25 protein-coding genes are annotated in these 24,354 nt (G+C 37.6%); 4 read left to right on the top strand and 21 right to left on the bottom strand.

Translation table 11 applies throughout. The annotated features are described in order from the left end of the window. Positions 1-213: 213 nt before the first annotated feature. The 5 genes from PPM_RS10550 to PPM_RS29970 all read right to left on the bottom strand — a co-directional run bounded on the left by PPM_RS10550 (position 214) and on the right by PPM_RS29970 (position 4,615). Positions 214-1,632 carry a helix-turn-helix domain-containing protein gene (locus PPM_RS10550; RefSeq protein ID WP_014599685.1) on the bottom strand — a complete coding sequence of 473 codons (1,419 nt, stop codon included), beginning with the start codon at positions 1,630-1,632 and terminating at the stop codon, positions 214-216. A 329-nt stretch (positions 1,633-1,961) separates the two neighbouring features. Beyond that, positions 1,962-2,132: a hypothetical protein gene (locus PPM_RS10545; protein ID WP_013370816.1), complete on the bottom strand. Its 171-nt coding sequence runs from the start codon at positions 2,130-2,132 to the stop codon at positions 1,962-1,964. An 88-nt stretch (positions 2,133-2,220) separates the two neighbouring features. Continuing rightward, the gene (locus PPM_RS10540; RefSeq protein WP_013370815.1) at positions 2,221-3,105 is read right to left on the bottom strand and encodes a TolB family protein; all 885 of its coding nucleotides are present in this window, start codon (positions 3,103-3,105) and stop codon (positions 2,221-2,223) included. Between the two features lie 177 nt (positions 3,106-3,282). Further along, complete coding sequence (locus tag PPM_RS10535) at positions 3,283-4,197, bottom strand: copper amine oxidase N-terminal domain-containing protein (protein WP_013370814.1); 915 nt, start codon at positions 4,195-4,197, stop codon at positions 3,283-3,285. Between the two features lie 196 nt (positions 4,198-4,393). Next, on the bottom strand, positions 4,394-4,615 hold the full coding sequence (locus tag PPM_RS29970; protein ID WP_013370813.1) for a hypothetical protein: 222 nt from the start codon (positions 4,613-4,615) through the stop codon (positions 4,394-4,396). A gap of 189 nt (positions 4,616-4,804) precedes the next feature. Between PPM_RS29970 and PPM_RS10525 the strand changes: the two genes are divergently transcribed. After that, positions 4,805-5,287 carry a hypothetical protein gene (locus PPM_RS10525; RefSeq protein WP_013370812.1) on the top strand — a complete coding sequence of 161 codons (483 nt, stop codon included), beginning with the start codon at positions 4,805-4,807 and terminating at the stop codon, positions 5,285-5,287. A 194-nt stretch (positions 5,288-5,481) separates the two neighbouring features. Here PPM_RS10525 and PPM_RS10520 read toward each other — a convergent pair whose 3' ends face one another. After that, positions 5,482-6,363 (bottom strand): copper amine oxidase N-terminal domain-containing protein, encoded by an 882-nt coding sequence (locus PPM_RS10520; protein WP_013370811.1) that lies wholly within the window; start codon positions 6,361-6,363, stop codon positions 5,482-5,484. 108 nt (positions 6,364-6,471) lie between these two features. After that, positions 6,472-7,371 (bottom strand): copper amine oxidase N-terminal domain-containing protein, encoded by a 900-nt coding sequence (locus PPM_RS10515; protein ID WP_013370810.1) that lies wholly within the window; start codon positions 7,369-7,371, stop codon positions 6,472-6,474. A 527-nt stretch (positions 7,372-7,898) separates the two neighbouring features. Here PPM_RS10515 and PPM_RS10505 point away from each other — a divergent pair. Beyond that, positions 7,899-8,261, top strand: a complete 363-nt coding sequence (locus tag PPM_RS10505) for a DUF4181 domain-containing protein (RefSeq protein WP_228392898.1) — start codon at positions 7,899-7,901, stop codon at positions 8,259-8,261. Between the two features lie 174 nt (positions 8,262-8,435). On the opposite strand, the gene PPM_RS10500 is transcribed toward PPM_RS10505, so the two are convergent. Then, positions 8,436-8,720, bottom strand: a complete 285-nt coding sequence (locus PPM_RS10500; protein WP_013370807.1) for a hypothetical protein — start codon at positions 8,718-8,720, stop codon at positions 8,436-8,438. Positions 8,721-9,186: 466 nt separating this feature from the next. Between PPM_RS10500 and PPM_RS10495 the strand changes: the two genes are divergently transcribed. Further along, positions 9,187-9,549: a hypothetical protein gene (locus tag PPM_RS10495; RefSeq protein WP_013370806.1), complete on the top strand. Its 363-nt coding sequence runs from the start codon at positions 9,187-9,189 to the stop codon at positions 9,547-9,549. A gap of 107 nt (positions 9,550-9,656) precedes the next feature. Here PPM_RS10495 and PPM_RS10490 read toward each other — a convergent pair whose 3' ends face one another. The 11 genes from PPM_RS10490 to PPM_RS10440 form a co-directional block, all read right to left on the bottom strand. Continuing rightward, positions 9,657-9,983: a hypothetical protein gene (locus PPM_RS10490; RefSeq protein ID WP_228392897.1), complete on the bottom strand. Its 327-nt coding sequence runs from the start codon at positions 9,981-9,983 to the stop codon at positions 9,657-9,659. Beyond that, complete coding sequence (locus PPM_RS10485; RefSeq protein ID WP_013370804.1) at positions 9,984-10,223, bottom strand: hypothetical protein; 240 nt, start codon at positions 10,221-10,223, stop codon at positions 9,984-9,986. It abuts the gene before it with no gap. Between the two features lie 540 nt (positions 10,224-10,763). Beyond that, positions 10,764-11,183, bottom strand: coding sequence for a hypothetical protein (locus PPM_RS10480; protein WP_013370801.1), 420 nt, complete (start codon positions 11,181-11,183; stop codon positions 10,764-10,766). An 847-nt stretch (positions 11,184-12,030) separates the two neighbouring features. Continuing rightward, positions 12,031-12,885, bottom strand: a complete 855-nt coding sequence (locus PPM_RS10475; protein ID WP_013370800.1) for a hypothetical protein — start codon at positions 12,883-12,885, stop codon at positions 12,031-12,033. 1,130 nt (positions 12,886-14,015) lie between these two features. Beyond that, entirely contained in the window at positions 14,016-14,540 is a 525-nt protein-coding gene (locus PPM_RS10465; RefSeq protein WP_014599682.1) for a hypothetical protein, read from the bottom strand. A gap of 164 nt (positions 14,541-14,704) precedes the next feature. Further along, a complete protein-coding gene (locus PPM_RS10460; RefSeq protein ID WP_013370797.1) occupies positions 14,705-14,899 on the bottom strand; it encodes a hypothetical protein in 195 nt (64 codons plus the stop codon). A 328-nt stretch (positions 14,900-15,227) separates the two neighbouring features. After that, complete coding sequence (locus PPM_RS29965) at positions 15,228-15,494, bottom strand: transposase (RefSeq protein ID WP_419775817.1); 267 nt, start codon at positions 15,492-15,494, stop codon at positions 15,228-15,230. A 646-nt stretch (positions 15,495-16,140) separates the two neighbouring features. Next, positions 16,141-16,497, bottom strand: a complete 357-nt coding sequence (locus PPM_RS27990; protein WP_148266402.1) for an IS110 family transposase — start codon at positions 16,495-16,497, stop codon at positions 16,141-16,143. Positions 16,498-17,134: 637 nt separating this feature from the next. Beyond that, positions 17,135-17,728 (bottom strand): chloramphenicol phosphotransferase CPT family protein, encoded by a 594-nt coding sequence (locus tag PPM_RS10450; RefSeq protein WP_013370794.1) that lies wholly within the window; start codon positions 17,726-17,728, stop codon positions 17,135-17,137. A 334-nt stretch (positions 17,729-18,062) separates the two neighbouring features. Next, positions 18,063-18,491, bottom strand: coding sequence for a hypothetical protein (locus tag PPM_RS10445; protein ID WP_013370793.1), 429 nt, complete (start codon positions 18,489-18,491; stop codon positions 18,063-18,065). A 795-nt stretch (positions 18,492-19,286) separates the two neighbouring features. After that, positions 19,287-20,189, bottom strand: a complete 903-nt coding sequence (locus PPM_RS10440; RefSeq protein ID WP_013370792.1) for a copper amine oxidase N-terminal domain-containing protein — start codon at positions 20,187-20,189, stop codon at positions 19,287-19,289. 272 nt (positions 20,190-20,461) lie between these two features. On the opposite strand from PPM_RS10440, the gene PPM_RS10435 reads away from it, so the two are divergent. Then, a complete protein-coding gene (locus tag PPM_RS10435) occupies positions 20,462-21,682 on the top strand; it encodes a peptidase M56 (protein ID WP_013370791.1) in 1,221 nt (406 codons plus the stop codon). Positions 21,683-22,431: 749 nt separating this feature from the next. Here the strand turns inward: PPM_RS10435 and PPM_RS10430 are convergent. Continuing rightward, positions 22,432-23,241: an SDR family oxidoreductase gene (locus tag PPM_RS10430; protein WP_013370790.1), complete on the bottom strand. Its 810-nt coding sequence runs from the start codon at positions 23,239-23,241 to the stop codon at positions 22,432-22,434. Positions 23,242-23,508: 267 nt separating this feature from the next. Next, a complete protein-coding gene (locus tag PPM_RS10425; RefSeq protein WP_013370789.1) occupies positions 23,509-24,345 on the bottom strand; it encodes a hypothetical protein in 837 nt (278 codons plus the stop codon). Positions 24,346-24,354 lie beyond the last annotated feature (9 nt).

Raw genomic sequence — 24,354 nt, 5'->3', positions numbered from 1 at the left:
TTCCAGAGGCACTTTTTGTCGGTATATGTTTATTTTTAGTTGGTTTCAAGTTGTTCACAGGGTAGTTTCAATCAACAACACCACCCATTAACAAAAAAGTTTAGTGAGTGTTAATTCTTATTTTACCTTTAAGCACCTCCAATAGTATCGTTAAGCTGAATAATATGGTGTTGGTTATAATCATGATTAGGTACAGCCACGATAAATAAAAAGCTAGCTGCGACGATCAGAAGAACCATTTTTCTTAACATTGTCTAACCACACCTTTTCAATGAAATTTAAAAACTGCGTCTTTGTATCATGTGCTGCATTCATTCTGAAATGTAAGAATAATCCCATGCAGTTTATAAAATAAGTTTCATTATTTATTATATGTGACTTTAGCATTGCATACATCAAGTGTTTAAAACCATCGTTATACCTCCCTTGATGCAAATAGTAATAAGCTAACTCGTATCCAAGACGTGCAAACTGTTCTGGTATCACTTGTTGGGTATACATATCAGATGACGGATTGTGTTGGGCAAATAAGTCAATTTTCTTTTTAAACCTTCGAAGTATATGATCTACATCTATACTATACTGGTTTGCCGCCGACATAACATTCAACACTTTTGTAACCATTTCTTTTTCAGAAGCATCTGGCGATGCAGCAATATATTCAACATAATTGTTTAGTACACTTATATCTCCAGATAATAGTTTATAGGTGTAGATATTACCTTCTGCCCAATCTTGAAACTGTTTAATCCAATGCAGAGTATCCTCGTCAGTCTCTTTGACCCAATCTAAATTAGCGTAGGCGTATGTATATTCTAATGCCTGCTCATAATCGCCTTCGGCCTCATATACACTGGCACACAGTAAATCAGAATATGTAATGTACACAAACAATGGACGGTTCAGCCTCTTTTCAATTTCCGTAGGCTTTCGTTTTTTCTGCTGATGCTCCAATGTGTATTGGATTTCAGCTTTATCTTTCATTTTGCGAGCAATCACATCAAGCCTGTCCCATAAACGCAAAGAACGATACACATTCGCCAAATCCTTTAAGGCATCAAGCTGATCTATTTCATCCAGTCGTTCCACGAAAGGTTCAAATAATGTCGCTGCCTTGAGATTAAGACCTTGATCGTCTCCAACTTGAATCGTAAATATGCGATATTGACATATGGCCAAGCGTTCAGAATGCTGATATTTCTCCACTTCTGCGACATTCTCATAAAGCAGCAGCGCAGCAGCATGTCTTCCCTGTTCAAATAATTCTTCTGCAATATCAAATAGTCTGGACGCATACAGCGGATTGTCCATAATATGACCAACCATTCGACGGATTGCATCCAGCTTGTCCAACTCCGCACAACGATACAATAATGGCTCGATTCGCCTAAAATTCGGAGAAAGTTCAATGATATAATTTTCTATGTATAGATCGTAAAAATAGCCTTCTGGAAAATCCATAGCCACAGTAATTCGGTCTAGCTGCTGGACAGAAACAGGACGATGCTGAGTAATCCAATTACTAAGCGTTCTTTGATGAACCCCTGAATATTCGGCAAATTGACTCAACGTCATATCATTTTGTTTTAAATAATCCTCAAACTCCGCTGAAATCGTAGGTGTATGCTTCAAGTCATAACCACCCTTCACATAAAAATTCCATTTTTTAAAAAATCACCCTCTATTCTTCTCCAAAATTAACCATCTGTCAATATATTATGCAACTAATGTTTATAACGAAAATTAAGCATATCTTACACATATTGAGACAGGTTAGACGAACGACATCCTGAAATGATTGGATTGATCCAAGTAAAAGGTTCAATGAGTTGACATGACTAATTCATTTCCCCATGTGCAGTCCCACCAGCAATGATATAGAGGTCACATGCAGAAACTCACGAGACCTTTTAATCAAATGAAAATCCCCTGATTTTGATGTAATCAAGGGATACATAGGTTCATTTTTCTTGCTTTGATAATGCCAAGTTGATTATTGCTCCAGTCACAATTCCTGTCAGAATTGCATAGATACCCATAGCGCTCATCTTATATCCCAAAGCGTAAAATACCCCTATAACTATTGCGTAGTTCAATAGAATCGTTGCATAACGTTTTAGAACCTTACTCATGGAAATCCTCATAAGCAACTCCCACCTTAATTTATACTTCAACCATTATAAATGTTTGGTGTCAATTATCAACATTGTATATGTCCAATCAAAATTCCGATGTTAATTCAGCTAGCTTCTGTTCATCGTTCTTAGATAAAGCCCCACTTTCTAAAATGGATTTTTTTGTTTCCGAGTAAGTATAGAGTATTGCTTGTGGAGAATCGTCACCTTTACTAACAAAGTCAAAGCTTTTCCCATCTTTATGCCAAACTATAGAGGAGATCAGTGTAAAATCCTTATCGGACACATGCGTATAGCTCTTACGCTCTACATCGTATACTCCGATATAACTTGAACCTAGATCACCGATTCCAAACGCAATCTTTTTTCCATCTGGTGACCAATTATATGCATCAATCTTTTCACTTCCTGCTCCGTCACTATTCATCTCAAACATGTTTACAATAGTTTGAGCCCCCTCAGATAAATTAATTAGAACAAGTCTACTCCCCTCATGATCGCTTACATGGAGAGCTACCTGGTTGTTTTTGGATAAGGAAAGTGAATTAACTCTCAAAGGTCGTGGGTTGAGCTTGATAAGTTGCTCTCCGCGCTTACTTTTTATTTTCATAGAATCCACAACTTCATTGGCTTCGGCGGCTTCTTCCCCCTTAGCCTTAGTTAATTTTGCGGTAAAAGTAACATCTTTAGTTTTCCATACAATCTGTTTTCCCGAAACTACAACCTTAAATTTATCTTGATTATTATAATACTGTGAATAATCTACAGAATTCATCTTTTTGTCAGTTGCTTTAGATGTTTCTATAGTTACTTTTTCTTCAACTTCTTTTACACCTTCCTTTGTGTTGTTAACCTCAATATTTTTCACTTCGTTCTGAGGCAGTTGTTGATTTGAACTTGCATTACCACTGCACCCTGAAATGGCCAACACCATTATTGCACCTACAGTCATTATCTGCGCGGATTTCATATATTCCTCCTTAGTATACAACGTGTCGTTATTCCTACGTCACTTGTATATGTAATATATTAAAGCTAAAGTACTAGTCAACTGTACATATAATCAAGTAATATACTTTACAATCAGTCCTCCCTTTCCTTTCTGTCTAAAAAAAGAATTGCATGTATCCATTCTGACAATTATCTTTTATAGTTGTTCTTCTTCTGGGATAGAGAAAAACATTTGCTTTGCTTGATCTTCGGTTGCTTCACCTAGAAGAGTTTTTTTACCAGTTTTATCAATAGTCCCGAACGTGGTGCCGCCCGGAACACTATAGTTATAATAAATGAACCCTTTTGGGATCATCGGCATTTTGCCGCTTTGTTCAATAATTTTGTTGTTGAGGAAAGGCAGACTTGCATTTTTGGCTTCCTGTTGCAGATTCAGCCTTGCAGACCAGAGGAGTTCTACATGTGTGTCAATGATACGATAGTAATTCACAATGTCCATATGTTGTTCAAAAAATTCACTGGATTGTTTTTTTGGGAAGTAGCGAATATAAGCCATACTATCCCCTTCTTCACCTGACAGTACATTAACTTTGACAATACGTGGAAGACTGTATGCACTATGACGAACTACAGAAATATCACTAGATTGGATTTCTTTCAGTATATCTTCTGTCGGTTTAACTACGTAAACTGTACGATCTGGAGCATTCCAGTACACTTGAGAACCGGACGCATTTGCAATGAAACGTAGCGGCACCATAACACGACCATTTTTCATTACAGAAGAGATAGACAGTGTTACTTTTGCACCACCTACCATTGCCTCTTTTTTGCCAGCCACCAGTGTTGATTTTGTTCCGTTATTATCTACAGTTACCATTTTAGAAGTATTATCCCAGTTGATCGTTACACCTGGAATCGATTTTATCATATTCAATGCCACCAACGTGGAACCATTCTCAATATATGGCTCTGCATCTCCTGACACAGGCTTGTTATTTATCTGTACAATAATCGACTTGGAAGCCGCCGCAGAAACACCAGAAACACAGCTTGCAAGTACGCTAAAAGATATTGCAGATGCAAAAGCCGCTCTTGAAAATTTATTCATGATTTGATTAGCCACCTCAATAATATGTTTTTGCAGCCTTCCAAACTAAGCTGAACTTTATAGACTTTAAATAAATCGAATAGAATTAGCTATTAATAGGTTGGACAATATCTGTATAGGATTTCGCCTTTGCAGTGAGATCCTTTTGTTGACCTTATCATCTTTGTATACAGCTTTGATATTCCCCTTATCATCATTAAACATCCACTCCATCTTTAACTTCAACTACCGTATTACCAACATTGTTTCCATACATGTATCTGGAAGAATCCCCTCTTGGAAAAATGTAGGTGTATTCTTTGTTAGCCCCCGGTTTTTCTAAAGAAGAAAGCGATTTGAAAGAAAATTGAACCGGTAGCGATATGGCAGCCTGACGAGCTGCTTGTAAATCTTCAGCCTGTAAGTTCTCTTGGTCCACTTTATAATTACTGTCTTGAGGTCTCGCAACCTCGCTCCTTCCTTGACAGCCAGTTGCTGGTTTGATTGAAATGGCCTATGCTACGATACAATTTGCAAAGTTGCTGAGTTTATTCTCTAACTTTATATGATTTAAGTGTATTCCATGGTAAAATTAACAAGTATTATAGCTATATAGGAGGATTTGTTTATGAAGAAATCCATTTACCTTCTAACATCCACAATATTGTTAACAACAGCTATAAGTTGTTCCAATCAAGAACCAGCAATTTCCACGAAAAATTCACAACAGAAAACATACAATCCAATTACTCAAGAAAATAAAAATGATACTGAGATTCTAAATGTTACACAGATTGCTACGGAATTTAAACAAACCGAATTTGAAGTAAGTGATTATAATAAATCGATTACACCGAATTGGATAAAACAAAGAAAAAGTAAATTGGAACCACTAATGACAACAAATTTTTTAAAAAAACAAGTCGATAATCGCAAAATCGCTCTTCCTCTGGAAATCGCTTCGCTTGAGAAAACCACTTTATCAATTGAAGACCTTCAATTTCAAGAGAAAAGTGTAACCAAAAAAAACATTGACTTAACAAATTCTGCAACTCTTATGTTGAAGGATAAAATAAAAAAATCCCCTTGGAAGGCCAACTCATTTTTTTAAAAGAGAATGGCACGTGGAAGGTCAATAACGACATTTATAATGCAGATAAGTTTCAAGAAGTTTTAGATAAGCATAAGCGGAAATAAAGATGGGACTTTTATAATCTTCAGTTTTGGCGCTAGTTTTAAGCCACAAGCGAGACAAAGGACGTCACTAGTACACTAGGTCGTCCTTAGATGAAGTTGAATCATACTCTATTTCATTCGATCTTTCCTTACTTCACCGGAAATAGGTACAATAATATCCGCTAATCCCGTAGTATTTTTAGGCAAAACTTGCGTTACTGGCTTCTCGGTCCCCACTTTACCATATGTGACACTATGATCCACACGTTCTTGTAAAAAATAATATTGTGTTTTGTCTTCCGATGGATGCTTTCCTTTTTCTTTCATTTTCTTTCTCGAATCTTCTTCTACACCTTCCCAAACTAAATGTTTAACATCATCCTTAATTTCATAGTAAGTATATAAATTACCAACAACATAATAATATCTCAATGCTTCTCCTTCAGGAAAGATATACTGATAATAAACACCCTCCTCGGTATTATGAAGCGTATTTTCATCATTCGAAGGAAGGTCTACAGCGATTTTACGTGCCGCCACCAAATCCGTACCTTGATACAGCTTCTTATATGTTTCTACTTGATCAGCACTCCGGATAATGACAGTATTTTTGTCCGCTTTCCACTCCACCTCTGCTTTAAAGGCTTCGCTGATAAAACGCAAAGGCACAACAACGCGATTCTTGTTTAATTGAGCAGGCACGTCCAAAGTAAGTGTTTTTTCTCCATAAGAAGCTTCTTTTTGGCCGATCGTAAGCACAAGTTTCTCTTTCACCCCAGGAGCATTGACAGTCACCGTCTTCTTGTCCGCGTTCCAGACTAAATTAAGCTTTAGTGGCTTCAATGAAGCCAAAGAAACCATAGTTCTCCCTGCGACAGAAACAGGGGGAGCATCTGAATGTACCACCTCACTATTTATGACCAATTGAATCGACGGTGCAGCAGAAAGCGGGATAGCAAATGTTAAGAGCATGCTTAAAGTAAGCATAGATGAAAGAAAGATATTTTTCATACCCAACTAGCCTCCAAATTTGAAATTCATGCTTATATTTTGAATCCAAAAGCAAAATAAAGACCGTCCCTTGCTAAGGACGTCCTTAATAAACTGAATCAGTAGTAGCTATTGTTTTCTCGTCTCATTAGGAATAGATTGGATAACATCTATATAGGATTTCGCCTTTGCATTGAGCTCCTTTTGTTGACCTTTATCATCTTTGTATACAGCTTTGATATTCCCATTCTCATCATTAAACATCAAGATATCAGTCACCCATTCGACGTAATTATAACTTGGTCTTTGGCCAGCACTGGATACAATATCATCCAGACCATTTCCTGATGTAAATTGCCAAACTGCCTTAGCAACTCCATCCTTAATTTCAACTATCGTATTACCAGCTGACCAATCATTGTTAAAATACATGTATCTGGACGAATCCCCTCTCGGGAAAACGTAAGTATATTCTTTGTTAGCCCCCGGCTTTTCTAAAGAAGAAAGCGAATTGAAAGAAAATTGAACCGGCAGCGATATAGCAGCCTGACGAGCTGCTTGTAAATCTTCAGCCTGTAGGCTCTCTTGATCAACCTTATAATTACCGTCTTGAATAAATAAAATAGACCGAATCTTCTCATAGTTTGCCTTGTAGCCAAAGTTCTCCGACACAAAACGAATAGGTACCAGTATCCTTCCTTGAGTCATTTGGACAGGAACGTCTACCTGAACTGCTTGGTTATTTTTAAATGCTTCTTTTTTGTTGGCCGTCAGCTTAATTTGATCTTTGCCTTTTGTGATGAGAGCAGATTGACTTTTACTATCCCATTGATAGGTTACCCCAAGTGAAGCAAGCGTGCGTATAGGAACCAAAACACGCCCGTCCTTAATAATAGGTGAAACATCAGTTGCTATAAACTTTCCATTCACATTCACCGCGTTAACGGATTTCGGATTGGCGGCATCAGCAATCGCCCAGGTTTGAAACGTAAGTACGAAGAAAAACACAAACATAATAACCTTTTTCAAGATAAATTACCTCCTTTTTCAATAAGTACCCATACATAAGACGTATGAATTATCCGAAAAGTTTCTAATATAATGTATAATAATTGTATAACTGTAAATTCGGTGAGGGGAAAGAACGATGCTAAAAAATCCTTATTATTTAACTTTTGTTCTTTTGGTATGGCTCATAGCTAGTCTAGTTCTGCGAATTTCATATAATTATCCGAATACTCTTTATAACTGGTTGTTAGCATCATTAATAATCCGTTTAATTGTACGTGCTATTCATGCAACATATCAGAAAAATGAGAAGATCAGTAGGATAACTGATAGGATTGTAGAATTATTTATGCTACTCATTTCATTCGGAGTTATCATATCCATATTTTCAACTAAAGACTTTTCATGGTCAGATCAATTAATTTTTCTGCTTGCGGAGCTATATTTACTTATTGGTGTGTGCGTTAATATTTTTGAAATCAGAAGAAAAGGGCGGAATTAGATCATATGTTTATTATGCATGAAAAATTTGTATTGGTGTAGTACAGTTGAATAAATGGAAAAAGAAGGTGATACAAGTGAGCTTTTATCTTGTATTATTTATTGCAGCTGTGATTCAATTTGTTCTGGATAAAATTATCAGCAAAACAGATGAGAAGATATCAGACACGGATGGTTTTATCCCATACAGGTGGTTCGTTGTGATTGGGGGTATTGGTATATTTTTATCGCTTTTTTTTGTTAATGAACCCCCTTATAAATATGTTTGGATTGGCGTATTACTTATTATAGTGTTCGGTGTTCGATCTATCTTCCAATGGAAATATATTCGAAGTTCACAAAAACATATTACTTCACTATTGATGATGGCTATATCTGTAGTTGGTACAATTGTTTACGTTCTAATTTAACAAAAGCCCGCACATTTGTGCGGTTATGTGCCAGCTTCCCCACTCTTGTCCTGTTCGCTCCCTTACTTGCCGATCATCCAGCCTATTTGCTACAGATACCCCGGCTGGTAAAACCAGCCTTTAGGTTTCAACCGGATCATAAAAAAAGACGCTTCTGGTTCCCCAGAAACGTCTTTAATAATCTTCAATCCACAATGATACGTATATAAATAGTACGTAAGCTAAAAGGAAGAACCCAATCACATTAAAAAGGATAATCCAGATAAAACGTTTTTTTAATGGAGATAGGATTTTCCCCCACCATCTTAGGATTCTTTGACGGGTAGGCAACAACTCATATTCCAATTTCTTTAAAACATGTTCCGCTTTTTTCTCATCTTTATTTAAAAGTTCACTCCAAATTTGTTCATATTGCTCTCGAATTTCTTCTTTAGTAGAACTATCTTTTAGCAAAACCATTTGCAACCTCCATAGAAAACAAAGTAGCAAGAAGACCTGAAGAACAAAACTTCAGATCTCTTTGCATCTAATCTTAATTCTCGTAAACATGTCCTCTTACCTTCACGGAATTACCAATTTCCTGTTCTTCAGCCATATCAACTTCCTGAAGCTTACGGATAGGAAACTAAGTCGTCCTTGTAAAATGCGCTCTCAGCTGCTGCCAACCATCTTCTTCAACTTCACTTCGATAGCACGATGATGGAACGCAGCGGAACATGGTTCTGCTCTATGCAGGTATACATAATGATTAGCGTTTTACCAGCCTTTAGGGTTACAACCGGCTCAAAAAAAAGAGGGCTCCTAGATTGAGCCAGAAACACCCTTTTATCGCGATGAATTACCTTCCTTTGCGAAGTATGTTTATTTTATGAAGTTTTCAAAAGATATTGTATAATAATTGTAAATGGAGTGGGGGGAGAGAACTATGCTGACGAAGCTGAAGAATCCAATTTTTCTTATTTTGATAGTTTTCTTGGCTACCCTAACAGTGCGACTTGTATATAATAATCCACCCCATTATATTTATGATTGGTTGATGGGTATATACGCCATCCGTTTGATCGGTCGGACGTTGTACGAAAAATACAAAAATAAGCATAGAACCAGTATTGTAACTGACATGGTTGTAGAAGTGATTATGGTTATGATCTCAGTTGGAATTATCCTATTTTTATTTATGTCACAAGAAACATGGTGGCATAAGTTACTTTTTCTAATTGGAGAATCCTATTTCCTCATTTATAGCGGTTATACTTTTAAAGAGATCATACAAAAAGAGCGGAATTAATCCGCTCCTATGCTATAAAGGCCGGTCATATCAAGCAGATCCCATTTATTAAACCATAATAAAAAATGCTCCTGGAAAGATTCTGATTTTCCAAGAGCACCTACTAACTAATCTTCTACCCATAATGCTATATAAATAAATATGACGTAAGCTAAAACAAAGAATATAATCACGCCAAGAGGGATAATCCAAGTAAGATGAGTCTTAAATGGTCTTATTATCTTCTGGCTAGTCGGAAGGAATCTATATTCCAATTTTTCTAAAACCTTTTCTGCTTCTTCTTCATCTCTAACTAAAAGTTCACTCCATAATTGCTCATAACGTTCTCGAATTTCTTCTTTTTTAGAACTATCCTCTAGAAAAGCCATATAGCTACCTCCATAAAACAAAGTAGCAAGAAGACCTGAAGAGCAAAGCTTCAGATCTCCTTGCATTTAGACGCTCTTCTTGGCTATAAAACACTTTTTAAATAGTAAAGGAGACAAAATAAGCAAAAGCCCTAACAATAAAAAAATGGACCCGTACAAATATAGATAAAAATCTTGGGCAGGGATTAACATACCCATCTTGTAAATTGCTTCTCCACGTCCACGAGTCGTAAGAATATCAACTGCCTGCTCGGTTACAACTAGACCTACAATTAACATAACAAAAAATACTATTGCTTTTTTCAAATTTCACTCACCTCCCTTTACAAAATAGTATAGCTGTAAAAGCTAGTGAAAAAAAGAAAAAACAGGACTCAGTAAAAAGGAACCTGTTCTTAAATTCACCTTTTAGTTTACGTAAACATTCCCTGCTCCGCTTGCACCGTAACCTTTTGGTTGAGTTAGTCCAGTGATTCTGATATGATATCCACTACCTGCCGGGATACCATCAAAAGTTCTACTGTATCAGGTTTTTGAAACATTTTCAGAACTGTTTCCAAATATTTTCTCTGGGACACTCCATTCTTTCCATCCATTCCATACATCTTGCACAATCTCATATCTATTAGTAGCTTCTACGTCACTAATACCTGTGTCTTGCCATCCTTTGATTGTCGCTGAATGGGATGCACCAACAGAAAAAGCGTCGTCCCCAATTAGTACAGTTCCATATTTAACCCCACTAAGTCTATAATAGTCTACAGTTGCATTTATAGAAAATTTTCAGATGGATTCAGTGCTTTAACGGTTGCAGGATTGCCATCACCAAGAACCAACTTCCATTCTTCACCATCTTTGATTACTTTCAATTTTTTGTTTTTTCCCATCCTCTTTGATTGTAACTGCTACACTCGAATTGGACTCTTTTTGGGTACCAACAACTTCAATTTTATCGAAATCAGTTCTATTACTGTATTCCTCATACTTCTGAATTTGTTTTTCTTCACTGAGATACCACGAATCTTTGACTAGACTTACTGCATCCGAAAAATTCTTTTCGTGCACAGCAATTAAGTATTTTGCAACAACTTTTTGAGCCTCTTGCTCGGATTGATCGACAGTAGCTTGGGATGTAGTTTGATCTTTTGTTAAAGCTTCTGAAGCAGAAACCGAAACTGAAGTATCAGCCGACGGAACAACAGATGCAGCGGATACAGAAGTACCTAATGCTGCACCATTGTAAGTGTAGCAAGTAGCGTAAACCATTTCTTCTTCATTCCAAATTCCCTCTTTCCATTAATTTTTTGATCTATGTAAGTAAAATCTTTGGATGTACTTTTGCCAAATTCAACTTGGAATCAATCACTCATTTTTTAATATTTGTAAGACTCGCGACTGTTATAGCGATAATTTGTTAAATATTCTAGTGTTTTCAATCATTTTATAGTAAATAACTATTAATCGATCATATAATACTATTTTTGTTAAAATCGAAATTCAGGAAAAAAGTTATACATCGTTTAGGATCGTAGTTTATGTCCAGCATTGCTAAGAATAAAACTTAATAAGGAGGAAATTAAATGGATTTTTTAATCTTGGTGCCACAGTTTTTAATCCAGGTGTTTACTATAGTCGTCGCTTTAGTGATATATGATAGATTTTTCAAAAAAAGATGATCCATGTGAAGCTGAATTACTTGGCTACGGCAGAAATACCTGGGCACGACAAAAAGAGCGATTTGCATCGCTCTGTAACACATTCATTTATGTATTCAGTTGGTTTTCCTGTCCGTAGTTCACTGAACAAAGGGGATCCGGACAAACTCTTTGGTTTGGACAAATCGCCCCCCATCTTGAATAAGCTTCAGACACTTAATGAGCTTATGTCCACGCCTAAATATTCTCCCAGCCGCATATCTGTGTCTGTTTTGACTTTGCTCCAGAGAAATCTTAGTTCGTGTGTGTATCCCCGACAAAGATACTTGGCCGTAATACGGTCCTCCAGTTGATGTTGCTCCAGAACTTTGATTCCACGCCTTCACATTTCCTGGCGTACTCGATACTGTTCCTTTGATACATGATTCCTGCAGCGATCATTAGAATCCAATTTCTCGTTAGTTTGTTTGTTTATAATAATTTGATAAAATGCCCTTTAAAACTTGTTTATAATCGTTTTTATTATAAGAAGAGTTATCAACTTTTATCTTGGTTATGTTGAAGCCATTAAAAATTTTTTCTTCTAGTTCTCTTCTTGCTTTAAGAACCTGCAGCGTTCCTTCTAACCCTTTGTAATTTTGTTTTTTACCATACCCTTGATTCGTATAATATTCAATAAATCCCTCTGACCATTCCTGAGGTCTTTCCTTTACAGCCTTTCTGAAGGAATGATCAAGATCGTTCTGATCTACGTAAAGCAACAATGGATTCAGTGGAGCTACAATTGTTTCCAGTTCGATAACGTAACTTATAACGTCTTCCTTCTTCGCATCATGTTTAATCATCCCCATTGTTACAGGGTTTTGAATAAAACAACAATCAAAAACAAAAGTGTCCGCACCATTTAAAACACGGTCCGCAAACTTCATCCATCGTTCGGTTATCAGTTTCCTGTTTTGATCTAGCGATAATTCATAAATATCATGTTTGAAAACTGCATGAAGCAATTCATCTGGAAAATTTGGCCCGTATTCAATTTTTACTTTCCGATATTCTAGGATGTAATCGTTACCTTGTTTAATCATGAGATTACTTAACAAATCTTTAAACTTTTCATGTGTATTCAATAATTCATCGCATTCATTTTTCTTAAAGAAAGCGACTCCATCATAATCAGCAGGATATTCTGGATTTCCTTCTAAAAACAGCTGGGATGTAATGTTCATTTCCGTAAGAATTTCATAAACGAGTTGAGCAGTTGTTGTTTTCCCGCATCCTGGCAATCCCTCAATCAAAACTAACTTCGATCTCATCAAAAAGCTCCTCCATTCGCTAGTAGGAGGATAAGCAGGTAGGAATCAATAGAGACGCAGTTTCCCACGAATAAAAGCGGATACCATCAGGTATCCGCAGCATGGGTTTATGATACACCTTTCCCTGCATACCCTGTAAGATTAAAGAAAAGCACGCCTAATAAAATAGTGTATTCACTATTACAGGCATCCTTTCGAATTGTTAATCTTTACAGAGTAATCCACATGATAAGGTATGCTCCTTTGTTTGCATCTCTATGGTTTAGATTAACATTAAGCATAGATAAATACAATCAGGGACTTTTTAAACAAACCTGCCCGTTAGCTTAATTCACCGTCATACAAAAATACCATTTCTCGTAACGGCTCAAATCTTGCTCATAGTCGAGTAACGGATGTGCATCCCCTATTCCCAACCGCATGATTGGCGAGAATGATGTCCCCCCCTCCAACTCAGTCCCGCTTCCGCCCCGATGTGGCATGTCAAAAATCATGCTTTTAGGAACGCCACATTTCATCAATAATTGAAACAAATTTAATACACAACAAAAAGTAGCTCCTGCAGGCAATGCAGGAGCTACTTTTTGTTACCTTGCCACTGTTGTCATTCAACTAACGTTCTCTGTTAGCTTAACCAAACGACGAACCTTAATCATCGCTTGTTTCTATACAAGAGTTCCAAACAAGTAAACTGCAAACACTATAATACTAAGAATAAACATAACCCCTCCCACCCTATAACACAAGGAAGTTCCAAAATTATTTGGATATTTTCTCGAAATTATCACTGCTGGTAACCAAAATACAATAGCAGCCATAAATGGAATGTGATACCCCTCGGTTTCATTCGTATATATATCCCAATTGAATAACTTAAAAAGATAAAGGCTCAACATGAAGTCGTTTTGAAATTTAAAATTAAATAAAAAACCTAAAGTTAGAACAACTATTGCAAATGACCCAGTACCAAACGGTCTTTTTATTGTCACTTCATTTCGCTCCCCTGCAAATTGCAAATTGTAGCCCTTTGGCTACAATTCTCATCGAGTTGATTTCCTAATTATATGCTATACGTAGGAACAGTAAATTTGTTGCGTTATCCTGCCCGTTAGCTCAACAGGCAGCCGATATTACGGCAGCCTGTTCTTATGATACCATCGTGTAGCATTAGTTATCTTAATCTCTATGACCTTTAAGGCAAAATGATAAAACGCATCGCCACGAGATTGGTTCTCTATATCTTCATCCATCCACCATACCCCATATGAATAAAAATATGTCCCTTTTTCTGTAGGAACTTGAAAACTATTTTCTTTCAATAAAACTTCTGTAAGTCTCCCTTCATAGAATTGCTCGACATGAAATTTATTCGGTTGGGGCTCATATTTCATAAGGAATTTTACAACATCACCAGGCTTTACTGGAATCGGCTCTTTCCCTTTTAAAAGTTCAACTGGACCAGCTGAATCCACACAAGATGTTGTCCAGCAATATGTGCCAAGTTTTGTTTTGTATATTCGTTTATCAATCTGAATTTGAACCTTTGGTGGTTTCCCTCCCTCAAGGTCCGTGTTTTTTGGCTGAAGACCCATGCAACCAACTACACATATAAGAGTTAGTGCCATAACGAATAACAAGATGACAGTATTCTTCAAATAAACCCTCCTATCTTTATTCGACCCTAATTATTCAACGATAGACGAGGTAAATTTGTTACAAATCAAATTTATGAGATTAGTAAAATACTGTTTAACATGTTTTTTCGGAAATAAGATTACTTGTTGAACTAAAATGCCCGTTAGTGCAGAGACCAACTGATTTAATAAATCCGAGAACTTACCCATACAACAGTTGTTATTGCAATTAATGCGGCTATCAAAACAAATAAAATATAACCGGCTTTAGTTTTCACACTGCTTCGGTTATCATAAACCTCTGGCTTAACTCCTAACCCAAGCCACAAATCACTAATAAGACTCACAACGGCTAACGCGAAATTTTTGATCATCTTCATGTCACAACGCTCCTTGTCCTAGTATTTATTCCCGAATCGATTCCCCCTAAATAATACTACGTATTGGAACTCTCCTGCCCGTTAGCTTAATGAAGCAACGTCAGTCTAATGTAGTGTAGCGTTTAGAAAAATGTAAATGAGCCCATTACAAAAATTCGGAATCTTCTTATTTCCAATTTTACATGCAATGAGCTATTTATGTTCAGTGTAAGGCAGTGTAAGATACTGGTCATTTATAAGACATCATTATCTGCTAACTCATCCGCTTGGCGTTCGTAATCTTCTAAATTAGCTGGGATCTTTAATCTTACTTTATCACCGTCAAGGATTACTCCCATTTTGCTCGCGTGTTTGCTTTTCTCTCTGCCATTCCTCGATCAACTAATCGTTTATAGTAAACACGAAAACTATTTTCACTTATTTTTGGAGATATTATTAGCAAAGTCATTAAGAATCGAACTCTGCGAGTATCTCTAACACCCTCGTATGTCTGCCTACTCTTAAAAACGGATGTTCCCGAGATTTTATTCTCCGCAGCTACACTAAGGTACTTTTTAAGTTCTAAATATGTTGAGAAACGTTCAATATCACCAATGCACCGATAAATGTACAGGCCATAGATTCACTCATGATAGGGAAGGACATAAGTATCATTGTATAAGGATGAGGTTTATATCCTTTTTCTTTACTCCCATAAAGCAAGGAAGTTATCTGTTTATCCATGCTTTTTATCGCTTCATCTATACGCAAGGCCTCTTCAATAAGCTACGTTTGCCGTTCAGCTAGGCGTGGAAGGTTCAAGGCTAATGTGTTGGGTAACAGTTCTGCCAAGGTCATAGAGGCTTTTGTAGCAGTAGTTCTTGCACCATTTGTTATTAGAGTTTGCCTAAGTTCATCTCGAGTTACCTGGGCCATTTCTTGCGCTGTAGGATACTTCTGAGTTAATTTGAGGACACTTAACGCACCTGTCTTTTTAAAGCTCGTTTATGTTCAGGATTGGTTACCGAAAATAATTGCTGGACTTGATTCTTACGTCTCGTTTATTGAGTAGTAAGCAACCAGCGATCCCTAGTTAATGTGCGGTATAAAACCTGCTCTGCACTTGAGGACGAACTATACGCGCCGAACGCATATCAGGATGAAGGGTTTTGTGCCATCCCATATAGGCCATGATTCTAGCATCAATTTCATCGGATTTTTCATTAAGCCCTAGCTGGCGTTCACGAAAATCCTTTACAGCTTTATTTTTCAACCCGATATATAGAGTAGCCTCGATCTAATAGAACTCTAACAACTAAATATGAATAATGCCCACCCGTTGGTTCCAGTAATATAAAGAAATCCTGGGATTTATACTCGAATTGTGCTTGAATATCTTCTAAAGCATGGATAAACTTTGTAATCCCTTGGCTATCTGAGTTAAAGTTCATTGTTTTACTACGTTTCCATTTCTTCTCACTGCGGGACTTTTCAAATGGAATGCAAGCAGCAACATGGAAATCCGAACCAATATCTATTCCAACATAGAAGGGATAAAAAGCTCTTGAGTTGTCTTGGTCTTCAATAATGCTCGTATCCGTAAACATAAAATCATTCAACTTATGATCACTTATTCGAATCATTTGCACCAGATTAACCAGGTTCTCTTAAGAGCTCCGCAATGGCCCCAATGTAGTATGTCAGGTTTTAGATTCGGTGCATTACCCATAATAAACTGAGAGGTCGAGAATCCGCCTCAATAACTTGAAAGGGCTTCTGTTAAGTTCTTTCGACAGAAGGAAACAATTCCCTTCTTTCTCTATTAAGTTCTCTATTTTTCTACGCAAAAAAACCTGTCATTTCGACAGGTTGAATAATCATCAAATGTGCAGCGCCAAAATATGGAGCTCCTCATTTCTGTTAAAGAAGTCCAGAAGGATGTCCTGCCGGCTCCAAACCTATTCTGGGCGGTTGTTCCCTGAGAGGTCACTGCACAATTATATATACGCCTATTAAGGGCTAATTCCTTCTAATACGGTACCAGTTACCACAAATACTTTATAGAAGTCTTTCTAAGTTCCACATTAGACTCAGAGGTTAACAGGTACTACGGTATTTTAGCATGTTGCTCAAAAGTGGTAAAAGCCTATTTATTGAACTAACGTTCCTCGTTAGCTTAATTCCGAAATCTCTCGGGCAGACCGAGGGGCGATAGTCCCAATGTTTGAATAGGTTGTTATCTGATGGATACGCCATCTAGGAAACACTAACATTTCTTTTACTTAATTTCTTAAATACCGAGTAATCCTTATTGGACTTAATAAAACTTAATATTTTTTCGGCACATTCTATTGGATTCATCTCTTCCGTATTTACTTCGAGGTCATATTCATCAATGCAATATACTTTGCTGAACTGTGAAGCTGCTAGTCCAATCTGTCTATCTCCTCTTGTTTGCTCTCTTTTTATGAGTTCTTCTTCCGAGCATATTACACCTATAAATAACGTAGGCTGATCGAAAAATTGATCAATAAACTCATTAAACCTCTTGTCATTGTCGATTATGGTATCTGCTATTACATTAAAACCCAATTCTAATAACAATTTAATTGTCGAATGGTACACTGAGAATATGGAATCATCAAGTATTTGTGAGACAACTTGATGATCTATTTCTTTTGGAGGATCATCTGGAAATTTATTATTAATAAAATCATAGTAATTATTAAAAAAATCATCAATTGATAAATGATAAAAAAGGATCTCTTTCTGATTTATCAGTTCAGTCGATATGGAGGTCTTTCCGGAACTTGAAGTTCCATTTAGAAAAACTAATATCCCTTGCTTCAATTTAATCATCCCTTCAAAAAATAATTATTTCGTATCTTTCAGATAACGTTATATTCACAAAGTTCATTAAATTATCCAACTCAGAAAATATTCGAGAAACGATTGAACTATCCTGTCAGTTAGTTCAATAAAAAGAACGCTCCCGCGCCTTCGCTTGGGCTACGTCCTCCTCATTATATTCCATTTCCAATCACCTATTAAAGAGCGTACGCGGGTAGCATGTAGTGCTTAAACAGGGAACTTATCTTAACCTAAGCACTAAGAAAATACTTTATTTTCTTTTAATATTAAAAAATCGAAAATAGAGCATCCCCCAAGGGATGCCCTTCTTTCACTATATTGCATTAATGGTGAATTGTCCTTTTGCAGCTTTGATCTCAAAGTAATATTGTTTATCTTTATTTAAACCGATCAGTTGTTTGCTATTGCCAGGAGACACCTGAAACTCATCAATCACGATATCTCCCTGTTCATCTTTAACTTTCACAAGCACATTACCTGCACTGTTTGCATCATTTATGATTGTCTTATCCCAAAAAACACTATCAAATTTGACGTAATCTTGACCATCAAATTTAATACTGTTCCATTCATCAGTTTCTTTTTCAATAGCCATAACTGAGATTATTTTAGGAGAAAAGTAATTATGGACAGTTTCTACATTTTGATAAACTTGATAAGAACAAACAAAAGTAATAGTTAAAATAACAAAAATAGCACTAGATAAACCAATTTTCTTAAATTTACTATTAAGCATATTCATATACCATCCCCTTTTAAAAACGTGGCAATATAATTCGATTGGTTACTTTATTATATATACAAGTCTTTAGAGGAGTAGTACAGCATACCTGTCACTGAGGGAAAAGACTTTTTGTATTGCTAGTTCACTTATTTTCTCCGAATAATCGTATAGAATAAAAATACCTGCATAAATAAGCAGACATTTCATCCTCATGTATTTGTGGTATAATGGATATAAATAAAAGTAGCCGCGATGTTAGCGCATCACGGCTACCCGACAAAGGCCGGTGGGCAACCACGGCGAGATTTCAGTTCAATACGAAATGAAAAACCACCGGATTCCTAGGCTCCCATACCTATTCTCGGTGGTTTTTCTTGTCTTTGCGTGATTGTTTTCATGCCTGAACCAAAGTCTTCAGACCAGTAGTAATTACTGACCACCTTTAGCACAGCGTCAAGAGTCTTCACGATAAGTTCAAGAGACGGGGCAGCCCCTCTTCGAGTAGCTTAGCCGTGTCATTTCCCACCGGTTATCTTATCCTATTAATTGGACCATAAACGAAATACTAGGAAATAGAATAGGAACAAGAAGCGCCCCGAATTCGGAATGCTTCTGCTGTATTTCCAAGACCAGGAATCCCTCTGACGTAGCTTACTAAAGAAAATGTTTGGCTTGTGGTATCGTTTGCAGCGTTTGCGCTATGGATCAGTCGCTCAACTGTCTCCCTGTCAGGACCTCCAGGTTCACTAAATGAGTCTCCATAATCACACGCAAGCATTTTGCTCAATTAGACAATGGGGTAAATAAACTTAATTATTTCTTTTCCTCTTGCACGTTAACAATTAAGTCTGCAAGCTGTTTAGCATCCTGTACTTTATGGGATACTACCACATTCCCCTTTGTGTCTATAATCCCATATTCACCGACCATCCCAACTGATCCAGTGTTATCGTTAAAGAAAACAAGTCGTTTAGTCACAGCTGGTTGTTCACCCCATATACTTTCTATGTCTCCCCCCAAGTATTTAGACAAAGAACTGTGTGTTCCATCCAGCTTAGAAAAAGTCTTTTTTCCCTCCCAAGCTAAGCTCATATAACCATTTTTCAACTCGTAATAATAAATACTGTCACTCCAAATAAAATACATCTTGGAAAAATCATTCTCTGGAAAAATAAAGCTGAAACTTTCTCCTTCAGGTCGATCTTTGGATACATAGAACTGAACTCTTTGCAGTCCAATAACTCCCAATCTAGCTTTTGCCAAATCACCACTTTGTATCAACATTTGTTCATTTTGATCAGGGTTTATAATAGCAATACCATTGTTCTTGGAGTCCCAATCTACAATAGCATTAAAATTCTCGCTAATAAATCTCAAAGGAACATAAGCCATGCCGTCTTTCATAACTGGAAGAGTGCTAAGGCTTATTTTTTTATGATTCTTAAGAGCAACGTTATTACCAACAGTTAGCTGTAGACTATCGCCATCACAAATCACAGTTATCGTCTTACTTTTACTATTCCAACCGACTTTGTAGTCTCCTAAAGACTCTACAACACGTATAGGTACAAAACTAGTATTGTTTAAAACAATGGGACTTTTCATATCAGTAAGAAGATTGCCATTTGCGTTTAATTGAATGGGCTTCGCCTTTGCGTTAGCCATATTTCCTGAAAGTATAAGCAGAACAACAATACTAAGAAAAGTTTTCTTCAATATAATTCTTCCTTATCTGTTTTAGATTGATACTCCTTATTTTTGACGCTGAATGACTATCGTGCCTAGATTCCCCTTTCTTCACATCCAATTTTTCTTCATCCCCAAAGAAGATAATCTAGTTTACCATGAATAACTTTTATATGGTATTATTTTCTATAATCGAACTATAAAGTACCAAGCTAATTCCTTACTGGTAATTGAGATACTACTTCCTACCGGGGAATCTATCAAATTTTTCTATGGTAACAAAAATGAAAAGGAGACTTACATTGATCTTCAAAAACAAAAGACGCTTGTACAAGCTTTTTGCCGTGGTATTTCTCTTGTTGCTCTTCTTGAGTGCTATCCTGCTCATCAATTTGACGCATACAGAAGAGATCGCCGATCCTGATATGATTGCTCGCACAGTCCTTAAAGCAGGAGACACTTCCTCGTTCAAAATTGACAGGCTGAACAGCTCGTTTCAATGGTTTCATAGTCTGGATCGGGCAATCCAATTTAAAAAATTTGATTTTAAAGTTCCTGATCATCTGCCCGAGGGTTATCAGCTTGAAATTGTAGATTTGAGTACGCTTTTTTCTGATGCCAACCAAGCTGATCTTCTTAATGTCGTATCCATAATGTTCGTATCGAAATTTGGCAGCAAAAATGAGCAATTTATAGAGATGCTGGCTTCCAAAGGGAAAGGAAATATGTTGGAACATAATTTACTGTGGGGTGCCCCAAACTCACAAAAGTTAGCACAAACTCAGTTTTTCCAACAAAGTGAGGTTACATTGGGAAATGTAAAAGGCGTGTTATTCACGAAAAAGCAAGGCTCTCAGCATAATCGAAAAGCAGCCAACAGCTTTGTCTGGCAGGATAACGGTGTATCGTATGCAATCAATTGGGAGAAGCTCACACAAAAAGAAATTGAAAAGGTTGTACAATCCTTCACTTTCCCACAGCAAGTCCAACGTGTTCGTTACGACGGAGAAGGGAATTCATTTCCTCTGTACGATGAGACGGATTTACTTGCAGTGAAGGATATTCTAGGCTTTAAAGTGAAATTTCCGGACAGCTTGCTGAACACTCACCTTACGCTGAATGACTCGATCTTGTTGAGGGCGGAGGATCAGAATACTAGTTACTCGTTTAGACAAACTGCAGATGCTCTGTGGAACACCTATCGTGCACCGTACAATTCCACAATTTATGATGACCCGAATGACGAAATTTTGTTCTATCAAAGTAAAGTGCCGCTTTTTGAAACGACTAAGCTCTCGTTCATTCGTAAGCTGGAGATTAGTGGGGTTGAAATTTCGGCTTACGCCGACAACAACCACATCTACTTTGGACCTCTCTATTCCAGCAACGACAAATCAAAGCTCAAAAGTCAAACCTACTACTTTTGGAAGCAAAATAATGTTTATTATGCTACGGCCTTCCTAGGTCTGGATAAAAACCAGGAAGATAGTTTGAGGCCTTTAGTTCTCACTCCTCTTCAATAAGATTGAAGTTGCATAATAAGTTATCCCCCCCAGTTATGAATTTGGGAGGCTTAGTGTGTTATTAAATTGAAAAGGGATTCTGTCGAAAGTAATGTTACCCAATGAATGGTCTGTGAAGGCGTCCTTTGAAGTAATTTAGCTCATTCCTTTTTCCTCTGCTATTGAAAATTAATCTGCTTCTACTTTCGACTCTAACAGAAAGCGGGTATTGGGATGATTTTTTTTAAAAACACGCTTTCCTTACTCGATTCGGGTGGAGGAAGCGTGTTACTTGGTGCCTATACAACCTAACAGGTAAAAATATCAAGTACACCCCAGTTATGATTTTGGACTCTAGAGCTCTATAAAGAGCTTTATTGGGTCGAGTGTTCCTTTAATTAGGTGAAAAACTACCATCGTCTGATGACGCGACTACAACTAGCTTTTTCTTACGTAAAGCAAGGATTCATTTTCTTCGGTTGTGCTATTTGCTTTATCTGTAAACAATCAGGAATTTAGATGCTGAGCAATCCAACTATTTAGTGCTCATGCACTTAAGTCGTATTCAAAAAAAACCACTGTTCATTGTATCTGTTTATTCTACTAACCCTTATTTTTCTATTAAATAAAATAAAGCAAAGTAAAGTAAAGTAAAGTAAATATATTCCAGAGATTTATCCAGTATATTTATAAGGAAACTGTGTAAATATGGCCCATTGATCAAAAAAATATCAATAGGCTGCAATATAAAAAACACTATAAGGTTTGTTCTAAAACAATAACGACTCTGCCCCGTCAATCACAATTTGTGCGCCAGTGATGTGACGCGAATGATCAGATGCCAAGAATGTCACCAAATCAGCAACCTGCTCGGGTTGCCCCGGTCCATCTGCCAACGGCTGATCTCCTTCAGGAAATTGCACAGGGATGGTAATCTGCTTTAACCCTTCTGATTTCTCCGTGGTTTCATCAATATTCGTCGAAATAGCCCCTGGATAGATGACATTGACACGAATACGGAACTTGGCCAGCTCCAGGGCTGCCATTTTAGCAAAACCGGTTTGACCTGCCTTTGATGTGCTGTAGGCTGACATCCCAAAGCTGGTAAAACGCTGATTTCCATTAATCGAGCTGGTAATGATAATGCTGCCGCCACCGTTCTTTTTCAAATGTGGTATTGTGTACTTCACCGTCAGGAAGGTTCCATCCAGATTCGTTGACAATGTTTGCCGCCAATCCTCAATGCTAAGCTCCTCGATCGGTCCGACGACCCCGTTAATCCCCGCATTGGCAAAAATGATATGCAGTCCGCCAAACAATTCAACCGCTTCCAGAACTGCTTTTTCCACACGCACCGGATCGGCAATGTCCACGTCAAAAGCCCGGGCTGCCCCTTCACGTATGGCATTAATTTCTCTTTCCGTCTCCAAAATACGATCATTACTTACGTCAAAAAGAGCGACATTTGCTCCTTCTCTAGCCATTTGAATGGCCGTTGCCTTACCAATGCCAGAGCCAGCCCCCGTAATTAGAGCAGTTTTACCTTCAAACCGTGCGCCTCCTGCATATGTGTAGCTCATATGTATCGCTCCCTTTTAATAATCTGTATAATCACAAGATTACCCAAAAGGGTATACTTTATAATCACCATTTTTGCGCATTTTTTGCTGTTCCGTTGCGATATTCAGGAAAAGATCGAATATTTCGTGCATTAGTACTTCTTTTCTTCTTCTCTCTCGCTACATTCCGTCAATATCTTGCCTATTCGTAGTTTTCTATGGATTGATCAAAAAAAGGACGTTCTACAACCATAAATAATGGATGTATACGTCCTTTGGCTTATTCATTTACCACTGCAGCTCAATAAATGCAGCATCATCATCAAGTCCCCCGGTATGAGACGCATCCAGCAATACCTGTATCTGCTCATCAGGGACAGGCTCGCGAATAGGATCTAAATCGGACAAACCGTCCGTATATACTTGTAATCTCATTGGCATATCTGCGGGTATGCTTCTTTCGTACCAATGCGGCTTCCCTCCAATCGGCCCACGGCTTGTAGACCAGCGCTCCGCAGTAGAGAAGGTATGATCAAACAGTTCGCTGATTTCTTCCGCACCGTTCCACAATCGCAAACGTGAATCTCCTTGCCAGGCAAGTCGGAGACGACCACGGGTACCTCGTTTCGGCAGTTCGATTTTACCGCAAATATACATGGACTGGCTTCCCTGACGACGTTTATCTTCCAGTACTGAACGCATTAAGCCTGATTCGTGATCCAGAGGCTGCCGATCCAGTTCCTCAGTAGCTGTACCTGCCAGACGCTCAAGATACTCCTTCAATTGATTAGCAGACAGATCCTGCCTCTGTTCCATCCAATCCAGTAAAGAAGACCCTAGATAGCGGGCTGCAAAATCTCCTCGGTAACTGAGCCCGACACCATCACACAAGACAAAACAACAGACAGATTTATGAATACGTACTGCGGCAAAATCCTGTCCGCTTTCCCCCATGCTGGCAGATTCGGCAGACCTTCCATAGCCATAACGACACATAAAGCGACTGTGATGAGATGATAAAGGCTGATCGCCTGTCTGAGAGCTTATGTAAGCAAATTGCTGAGTCAGCCTTGCATTCAATCCTTTTTTTTTGCTCGTGGGGAGCAGGGACAGCAGTGGATTCATGCTTTTACC

It is taken from the genome of Paenibacillus polymyxa M1 (genome assembly GCF_000237325.1).
Lineage (GTDB): Bacteria > Bacillota > Bacilli > Paenibacillales > Paenibacillaceae > Paenibacillus > Paenibacillus polymyxa_C.
This window is presented reverse-complemented; position numbering and strand designations above follow the sequence as displayed.